The sequence below is a fragment of the Streptomyces sp. NPDC058812 genome (genome assembly GCF_042744565.1).
Classification (GTDB): domain Bacteria; phylum Actinomycetota; class Actinomycetes; order Streptomycetales; family Streptomycetaceae; genus Streptomyces; species Streptomyces thinghirensis.
Map to the genome: position 1 here is coordinate 1 of NZ_JBHYOB010000045.1, position 7,777 is coordinate 7,777.

The 7,777-nt window shown below is 71.2% G+C and carries 7 protein-coding genes and 1 pseudogene; 5 read left to right on the top strand and 3 right to left on the bottom strand.

Annotated elements, in window-relative coordinates:
* The 3 genes and pseudogenes from ACFW48_RS38145 to ACFW48_RS38155 form a co-directional block, all read right to left on the bottom strand.
* Window positions 1-918 (bottom strand): annotated as a pseudogene (locus tag ACFW48_RS38145) (hypothetical protein); the annotation flags it as partial.
* Window positions 903-2,639 carry a hypothetical protein gene (locus ACFW48_RS38150; RefSeq protein ID WP_386323191.1) on the bottom strand — a complete coding sequence of 579 codons (1,737 nt, stop codon included), beginning with the start codon at window positions 2,637-2,639 and terminating at the stop codon, window positions 903-905. The gene ACFW48_RS38150 and the pseudogene ACFW48_RS38145, both read right to left, overlap by 16 nt.
* Window positions 2,636-4,114: a tyrosine-type recombinase/integrase gene (locus ACFW48_RS38155; RefSeq protein WP_386323193.1), complete on the bottom strand. Its 1,479-nt coding sequence runs from the start codon at window positions 4,112-4,114 to the stop codon at window positions 2,636-2,638. Before ACFW48_RS38155 ends, ACFW48_RS38150 begins: the two co-directional genes overlap by 4 nt.
* A 19-nt stretch (window positions 4,115-4,133) precedes the next feature.
* Between ACFW48_RS38155 and ACFW48_RS38160 the strand changes: the two genes are divergently transcribed.
* The 5 genes from ACFW48_RS38160 (at window position 4,134) to ACFW48_RS38180 (ending at window position 7,736) form a co-directional block, all read left to right on the top strand.
* Entirely contained in the window at window positions 4,134-4,613 is a 480-nt protein-coding gene (locus ACFW48_RS38160; RefSeq protein WP_386323195.1) for an ATP-dependent DNA ligase, read from the top strand.
* 567 nt (window positions 4,614-5,180) lie between these two features.
* Window positions 5,181-5,462: a hypothetical protein gene (locus tag ACFW48_RS38165; RefSeq protein WP_386323197.1), complete on the top strand. Its 282-nt coding sequence runs from the start codon at window positions 5,181-5,183 to the stop codon at window positions 5,460-5,462.
* Between the two features lie 9 nt (window positions 5,463-5,471).
* Window positions 5,472-6,239 carry a helix-turn-helix domain-containing protein gene (locus ACFW48_RS38170; protein WP_386323199.1) on the top strand — a complete coding sequence of 256 codons (768 nt, stop codon included), beginning with the start codon at window positions 5,472-5,474 and terminating at the stop codon, window positions 6,237-6,239.
* A 116-nt stretch (window positions 6,240-6,355) separates the two neighbouring features.
* Complete coding sequence (locus tag ACFW48_RS38175; RefSeq protein WP_386323203.1) at window positions 6,356-7,051, top strand: HNH endonuclease family protein; 696 nt, start codon at window positions 6,356-6,358, stop codon at window positions 7,049-7,051.
* 67 nt (window positions 7,052-7,118) lie between these two features.
* A complete protein-coding gene (locus ACFW48_RS38180; RefSeq protein WP_386323201.1) occupies window positions 7,119-7,736 on the top strand; it encodes a hypothetical protein in 618 nt (205 codons plus the stop codon).
* Window positions 7,737-7,777: the final 41 nt, after the last annotated feature.

A 7,777-nucleotide genomic window follows, 5' to 3' on the forward strand; every position in this document is an offset into this window, starting at 1 on the left:
GGTGAGGGAGCTTCCGCGGCGCAGGTGCTTGATCTCTCTGTCGCGCATCCCGGACAGGTAGGCGATCAGGATGTAGCAGGCGCCTTGGAGCAGGCGGGCCAAGTCGAACGTGCTGAAGCGGGCGTGCGCGTCCTGGTCCTCGTGCCCGGTGGGCTCGTCCGTGGCCAGATGGGGCCAGGCGGAAGAGAGGTGGGGACGAGGGATATGGCGCCATCCAGGGTGGGCTGCTTCCCGGCGGATGCGGTAGGCGTCGAGCGCGGTGAGGATGTCGGGGGCCAGGTCGTCGATGATGCGCAGACACCAGGCAAGGAGCGGGCCCATGACGCGTTCGGGGATGCGGTGGGTGGTGTTCTCGGCGTGGGTGCGGCGGGTGCTGTTGCCCCACTCCTCGCAGTCCAGCGGATCAACGATGAGGCGGTCGCCGGGCAGCACGGTGCGGTAGCGGTAGAGCATACGGACCGAGCTTTGGGCGACCTCGCGGCTGGCTTCGCTGGGCAGTACGGCGTGCAGGTGCAGCGCGTAGGCGGCGAAGTCGTCGAGGGTCAGGTCGGCCAGGCGGGGCTGGCCGGGGCGGGCGGCGACCCAGTGGGTGAAACGGAGCTGCTCGGTGAAGTGCCGGCGGATCGACATCATCTTCGGCCGCGGCTCGTTCAGCGGCAGCTTGCCGGAGAGCATCGCGGCGAAGAGGTCCTTCAGGGTGGGGATGAAGGCTGCCGGTGCACGGGTGAAGTTGAGCCGGGTGGGGGCTTGATGACGCTGCAGCAGCGCGGGAGCTAGCAGCCAGGAGTCGTCGTCGTAGCGCGCGGTGTCCTCCAGGCGGTGGCCGGGGGCCAGCGGACGGCCGGAGAGGACGAACCGGCTCCCGCCGATTCGCTCAGGCACTGGCGCGGGTGCGGGGTTGGTCAGGGCTGCTGCCATGGTTCTTCCACCAGGTCGAGGTCGGCGTCGTGGACAGGTTCGGGGTTGGCCTCGCGGACCTGTTCGGGGGTGAAGCGGGTGAGGATGTCGTGGCGGATCGCCGCGAAGGCAGGCCCGTACCGCTGCCACCAGACCTGCTCGTCCATCTGCCGGCGCCGGTTGTCCATCGCGTCCAGCAGGGCGAGCAGGCGGGGAAGGTGGTCGGAGGTGATGACGCAGTTCCCGCAGTGGAAGCACTCCAGAAACGACGCGCGGCAGGCGCGGCCGGTCACCGGATGGTTCTCGGCGTCCCGGCAGCCGGACCAAGGGCCCTGCGCGGTGCCCGCCGGGGCGGGAACACCGTCGGGGAGGACCTCAGGCCGGCCCGTGCGGTCGGCGAGACGACGGTGGGCTTCGAGTGCGGCCTGCTCGGCGTCCACGAGGGCGTCGGCCATCACTTCGTGCGCCCACTCCACCGTGGACGGGTCGTCGCGCAGGTAGTTCCGGAACAGTACCGGGACGGTGTTGCTCCGGGCCGCCGACGGCAGATGGCCACCCATCTGCCGTGTGCGGCGAGCCTCTACGCTGGTGCGGATCCGGGTGAACGTCACCGCCATCGGCGCCCCGCCGTCATCTGTCAGTCCGTGGCGGGCGACCCAGGCAGTCTTCGGGATGTCGGCGGTCATCGCGCTGCGGAACGGACTGCCGTGCTGGTCTCCGTAGCGCAGGCCGCGGAAGAACGACCAGAACCACTGCGGATCGGCGGCCCGGGTCCGGCTGGGTGCCATCAGGTCGTGCAGCAGCAGGTAGAGCCCGCCGGGGTGCCGCAGTTCCTGTCCGGGCGGGCCGATCTCCCACAGAACCGACTCGTGCCAGCGCCGAGCTCCGCGCCGGCGCTTGGTCAGCACCACCTCGACTGCCTTGCCCTCGATGACCTGATGCTCGGCCGGGAGTTCCTTGATGGTCTCGACGTTGCGCCCGCTGACAGCAGTCATCAGCACGAGCATCCCCGGCAGGTCGTCGCGCATGGGGAAGATCATCCGGCCCGCCGCCCGGGTTTCGCGTAGTCGCTCCAGCCGGCCGCCCTCGGCCACGGTCCGCAGCCGCCCGGCATCCGGCCCGCCGTCCGGAGCAGCGAGTAGAGCCCGCCCGTGTGTGATCCGCTTGCGCATCGCAGCCACGTCCGCACGGGCGGCCGCAAGCAGACGCCGTAGCTCACCCTCCGAGTAGCCGGTCACATGCCGGGGCTGGCCCGGGATGCGCACCCGCAGGACGTCGAGTACTTCGTTCGGCACCCGGCCGGTGGGCGGCATCAGCCGCAATACTTCCGCGACATGCTCGACGAACCGCCACGCGTAGACCTCCTGCATGGTCGCGGCGACGCTGTCGGCGAAGTACTCGGCGTGCTCTACCCGCATCTGCTCCGGCCGCCGCGGCACCTCGTCCACCCCGGCGAGGGTGCGCAGAAACCGCTGCAGCGGATTCCACATCGCCAGGGTGGAGGAGGTGGTGCGCAGTCCTCCGCCAGGGCCGATCCGGGCGGCCACCGCGACCGCGAGATCCTCATGCCAGCCAGGCAGCTCGCAGTCCGCGAAGTCGAAGGTGCGGCTCCGGCCGTCCTCGCCCTCGAAGTCCACGCACACGCTGCCGCCCGGCGAGCGGTAGACCGCCGAGCGGACCTCGTAGTCGCCGTCGGGCAGGGCCGCCCGAACCCCGGGGCGGGTGCTCCCGCGCGCGCTCATGCGACCGCCGCCGTCTCGTCGACCACGTCCACCGGCAGATCCCACCCGCCGGGAACCAGCGCCATCCTGGTCTCCATCTCCAGCTCCGCCAGAGTGTGCAGGTACACGAGGGTGGTGACCACCGATCGATGTCCGAGCCTGCGCCGCACCCAGTCCAGCGGGTCACCGAACACCCTGGTGTAGTGCTCGCGCTGGCGCGGGTGCTGCTCGGCCAGCGCCGCCAGGTGCCCGCGCTGCAGCTGCTCCAGCGTCACCACGGCGAAGGTGTGCCGCAGCATGTGCGCGTGGCAGGCCAGCCGCACACCCGCTGCCGTGCAGCGCCGGTTCGAGGTCGCGAACATCTCCTTCCACGCCGAGACCGACAACGGCTGCCCGCCCTCGCCGAGCCACAACATCGCCGGCTCCAGCCCCGCCGGGCCCTCGACCAACAGCAGACGCCGTTCACGCGCGCCCAGGTGCTCCACCTTGACCCGGGACGCCGAACCGACCCGGCGTGCCCACGGCCTGCCCGGGTCCTCCACGACCCAGGGCCTGCGCCACCGCTCGTACCGGCCCGCCGCCTGCGCCTGGGCGACGACCTCCGCCCGGTCCCACCGCCGGTAGTCATCCACATCCCGCAGCACCGCGGCCGGCACGTAGGTCCAGCGCGACGAGCTGCCCTTTGCCACCGCCTGCGGAAGCCAGAACTTCACATAGGCGCCCGACTCCGGTGTCCACCACGGCACCTCGAACGCCGTCAGCGCGCACTCCTCGGCCAGCCTGAGCCCGGTGCGGACCATCAGGTCGCAGAACGTTGCGTTGCGCGCCGCCCACCGTGCCCGGAATCCAGGCCGTGGCAGGCCTGCCGCGTCGAAGCCCCGCACCCCCACATCCCGCCACACCCGGTAGGAGACCGGCGGCAGCCACTCCACCCGCACGGCCCCGGTGTCCCGCGCGTACGTCGCTGGCCGATGCTCGTCCGCAGTCCGGCGCGACAACTGCGGGCCCACCCGCAAGCGCCTGGCCACCTGCGGGATCGGGCTCGTCGGCACGTGCCCGGCACGCACCGCCCACCGGTAGAAGGCGTCCACCCCCGCCACTTCGCGGTTCCAGGTCGACCCGGCGATGCGCGGCCCGTCACCGTCCCGGCGCCGCCAAGCCAGGTAGGCGAGGTGGTCTTCCTCGGCCGCGTCTCGCCAACCCTTACCGCGCCGCGACACCCACAGGAATGTCAGGAACGCCGCCAGGTCCCGGGCGTAGCCGAACTGGGTGTTCACCGCGTGCATCCGCATCCCCGGCGATTGAAAGAAGCGGTTCAGGACGACGTCGTACTCGAACACCGGCGAGACGAGGAACGGCGTGCCTGCTTCCAGGCCCGCCTCGCGCAGCCACTCCGCCCGGTTCGCCGTCAGCAGCCGTACATCGGAGGGAAGTCCGTTTGGGGGGAGGTCGAAGTCCTCCGCCGTGGCCCGCACTCGCCAAGCGTTCACGATCATGGCGCTATGTATATGGTCAGTGACCGACTGTGCACAAGGCATCCTGATCAAGCCCCTGAACAGCCGCTACCTGCCCAGATACCGCGGCTGGACCAAAATCAGAAGGCGGGACACCACAGAGACGATCGTCGGCGCGATCACCGGCACCCTGACCCGCCCGCAACTCCTCGTCCTCGGCCGCCACGACCAGAACGGCCGGCTGCGCGCGGTCGGCCGGACCGTACCGCTTGCCCCGGAGGCCGCGCGGCAGGTCGCCGAGCACCTCACCGCGGCCGCGCCGGGGCACCCCTGGGAGGGCGTGCGCTTCTCCGCGACGTGGGGGAGTCGCGACGTTCTCGACACCACCCTCGTCCACCCCGCCCTGGTCGCCGAAGTCAGCGCCGACCGCGCCATCGACCACGGCGGCGTCTACCGCCACCCTCTCCGATTCCGACGGCTGCGCCTGGATGTGACCGTGGACGACGTCCCGCAGTTCGGGGCGGGGTTGGCTGCGGGCTGACATGGCACAGGGCAGTCGCAGGAGGCAAGTAATGGAACAGGGCCGACCCTGGGGTCGGCCCTGCCTGTGCGGCACGCGCGCGGCAACGCGGTGCGGCTGTGTCCCTGCTGCGAAGTCACCGGCTTCAGGGGCTCCGCCAGTCTCCCGGCGGGCTGTTTCAACACCACCCTGCCCTCGTACTTGCTTGCAAGCAAGTACAGCTTGGACGCGTGTGAACGAATAGGGCCCCTCGCTCTACTTTCCACGGCGCAAGTAGAACGTTGGTAGGGAACCGTCGGAAACCTGCTGCTTATTTTCGCACGTCAGATGGCTGGGTGAATAAAACAGGGCTTTGGACGCCAGTGAACTAACAAACGGGCATTACGAGCATTTGGGATTCGGTGTGGTTGGTAGGGCTTAGCCCGGAGAGGCAACGCCTGTCATTCTTGTGACTCCGGGTACGCGACGGCAATCGCCCCCGGGAGTGCGCCACTTGGCGCGAAGTCACCGATACGTGAGGGTGCAGTCCCGCGCCCTCACGTCCAACTTCAGGGGTGCCGGGTGTCCGGTCCCCGGCTTGGAGATGTCATGGCTATGCCCAACGAGGCGGCCCGTCCGGGCGCGCGGAGCGAGACGGACGGCCGTACGCCGGGTCTGACGATGCCGCAGGCCCTCGTCATCAGCGTCGTGTTCACGGTCGTGTTCGTCCTGGCTGTCGTGATGCGGCTGGACGGGATGCCGGCGCTGGAAGTCCTCAAGGTGCTCGGCGGCGCCGGCGGGATCGGTGCGGGCCTGGTGCTCGCCGTGACGCCGGGGGGCCGCGGCCGGGTGGCCGCGATGGTCCGCGCTGCCGTGCACGCGGATCGCTGAGGGGGGACTATGGGACGCCCTGAACTTCCCGTGGACCACACTCTTCCCGAGCGCGGAGAACTGGCTGCAGCCCTACGGCGGATCCGTACGCTGGCCGGCCTGAGCTACGACGAGCTCGCGGACAGGACCGGCCTGTCGGCGGCCACGCTCAAGCGCGCTGCGTGGGGCAAGACCGTCCCGGCCGAGGAGACGGTCATCGCGTTCGCCGCCGCGTGCGGGGGCGACTCGGTGGACGTGCTGCGCAGGCTCTGGCTGAATGCCAGGATCGCCGACCGCGGCAGACTCGTGCAGCTGCGCAAGCCGGCCCTTCCCCAGTTCATCGACGGCCGCCGGGAGCTGAGCGCGGCGCTGGAATACTTCTACGAAGCAGCCGGAGCGCCCTCACTGCGCCACTTCGTCGCCCTCGCGGGAGGCGCCCACCTGCTGCCGGTCAGCTCAGCCGCCCGGATCGTCAAGCGGCAGGCCCTGCCGGTCAGCCGTCAGCAGATGGTGGCCTTCCTGACCGCCTGCGGTCTCACCGGGCAGCCGCTGGACTTGTGGGGGGACGCCTTCGAGGAGATCACCCAGAACCCGGACGGTCCCTACTCCAGGCTCAACGCCCTCTTCGAGAAGGTGACCGAGGGTGTTGAGGGGCCCCGACGGCTTCGCCTCTCCGAGCACCACCGGGTGGTGGACAGCCGAGGAAATCCGCGCTTCGTCCTTGGCGCGCGTTGGACGGCGGCCGACATGACTGTTGCGAGGAATCTGGCCGCCCATTCTGCGGCGTCAGTCGGCTGACAGGGGTCGGGGCGGGTGCAGTGGCGTTTCGCCGGTGAACCGGTGTGCGCGGGCGGGTGAACCGGGCTGGGGTGGCCTGTTGCTGACGGAGCGGTGGCCGGTAGAACCGGCCCATGATGATCATGAAGTGGTCCGCTTTCGCGGCCACCGCCCTCGCCCTGACCCTGTCCCTGCCCCCGGCCGCACACGCGGCCGAACCACCCGCCACCCTGGCGCCGGTCGCGGCCGGCGTGCCGCAGGTGTTGCCGATCGGGGTCGCGGTGGGCGCCCTGCCGCTGGCGGTGGAGGACCGGACCGGCTACCAGCGGTCCTCCTTCCGGCACTGGAATGCTGGCGACATCCCGGCCGACGGCTGCAGCACCCGCGCCGAGGTGCTCCTGGCCGAGGCGGTCGTGTATCCGGAGATCGGGCCGGGCTGCACCCTGACCGGCGGGACCTGGTGGTCGTACTACGACGAGCGGGAGGTGACGCCGGCTGGCGCGCTGGACATCGACCACATGGTCCCCCTCGCCGAGGCCTGGGACTCCGGGGCGTCGGCGTGGACGGCGGCGCGTCGGGAGGCGTACGCGAACGACCAGGGCCAGCCGGCCTCGCTGGTCGCGGTGACGGCCCGCTCGAACCGGAGCAAGGCAGACCAGGACCCGGCGGAGTGGCTGCCGCCGGCGCCGGACGCGCTGTGCCGGTACGGCGCCGAGTGGACCGCGACCAAGCTCCGCTGGGGCCTCGCGGTCGATGAGGCGGAGCGCGACCGGCTGCTGGACATCGCGGCCGGCTGCGGTGGCACCGATGTGGAGTTCACCCCCGCCCCGTAGACCAGCCCGGAGATGAGGGCCGCCGCCTCGACAGGTGGCGGCCCTTCGTTGTGTTCCTCGGCTGCTCGTGCCCGCGGCGTGGCCGGGCGGGTCCAACGGCGTGGAGTGGGACTGGTGGACGGTGGAGTTCGGGGAAGCGCACGCGGGCGCGGCGGGTGTTCTCATCGGCGGCGGTGAGCCGGGGCCCGTGTACTTCGACGTCGGGAGCGGCCCGGACGTGCCGTCGACCTCGCACTGGTCGGCCTACGACGGCAGGGCAGGCCGCCCGCGCGCCGAGGCGCTCCGGGCGGGGTGCGCGTGCGGATGGCGCGGTGCCGCCGAGTACCGGCTGGACTGGGCGACGGTGGGCGACCGGCCCCTGTACGAGGCGGACGTCGACCTGAACGGGCCGCTCGCGGACTGGCACGCCCACCTGTCCCTCGTCCGCGACAAGGCGGTACCGCTGCCCGAGCCGCTGGCCGCCCTCCTGGTCGAGATCACCGAGCAGCTGACTGCCACGACCGAGGACGCACCGCTGGCGGCGCTGCGCGCCGTCGGCATGCTGGAGAGGATCGCCGCCCGCGTCGGGCGGGAGGCGGCTGGCGCGCTGGCGGGAGACGGCGTGTCCGCCGAGGTGGTGGCCACCGGGCTCGGGACCACCCGCTCCAAGGCCCTGGTGCTCCTCCTGACCGCGCAGGACATATGACAGCACCGGGCTGCGAATCTGGCCGGGTGTCGGGCCAGGGG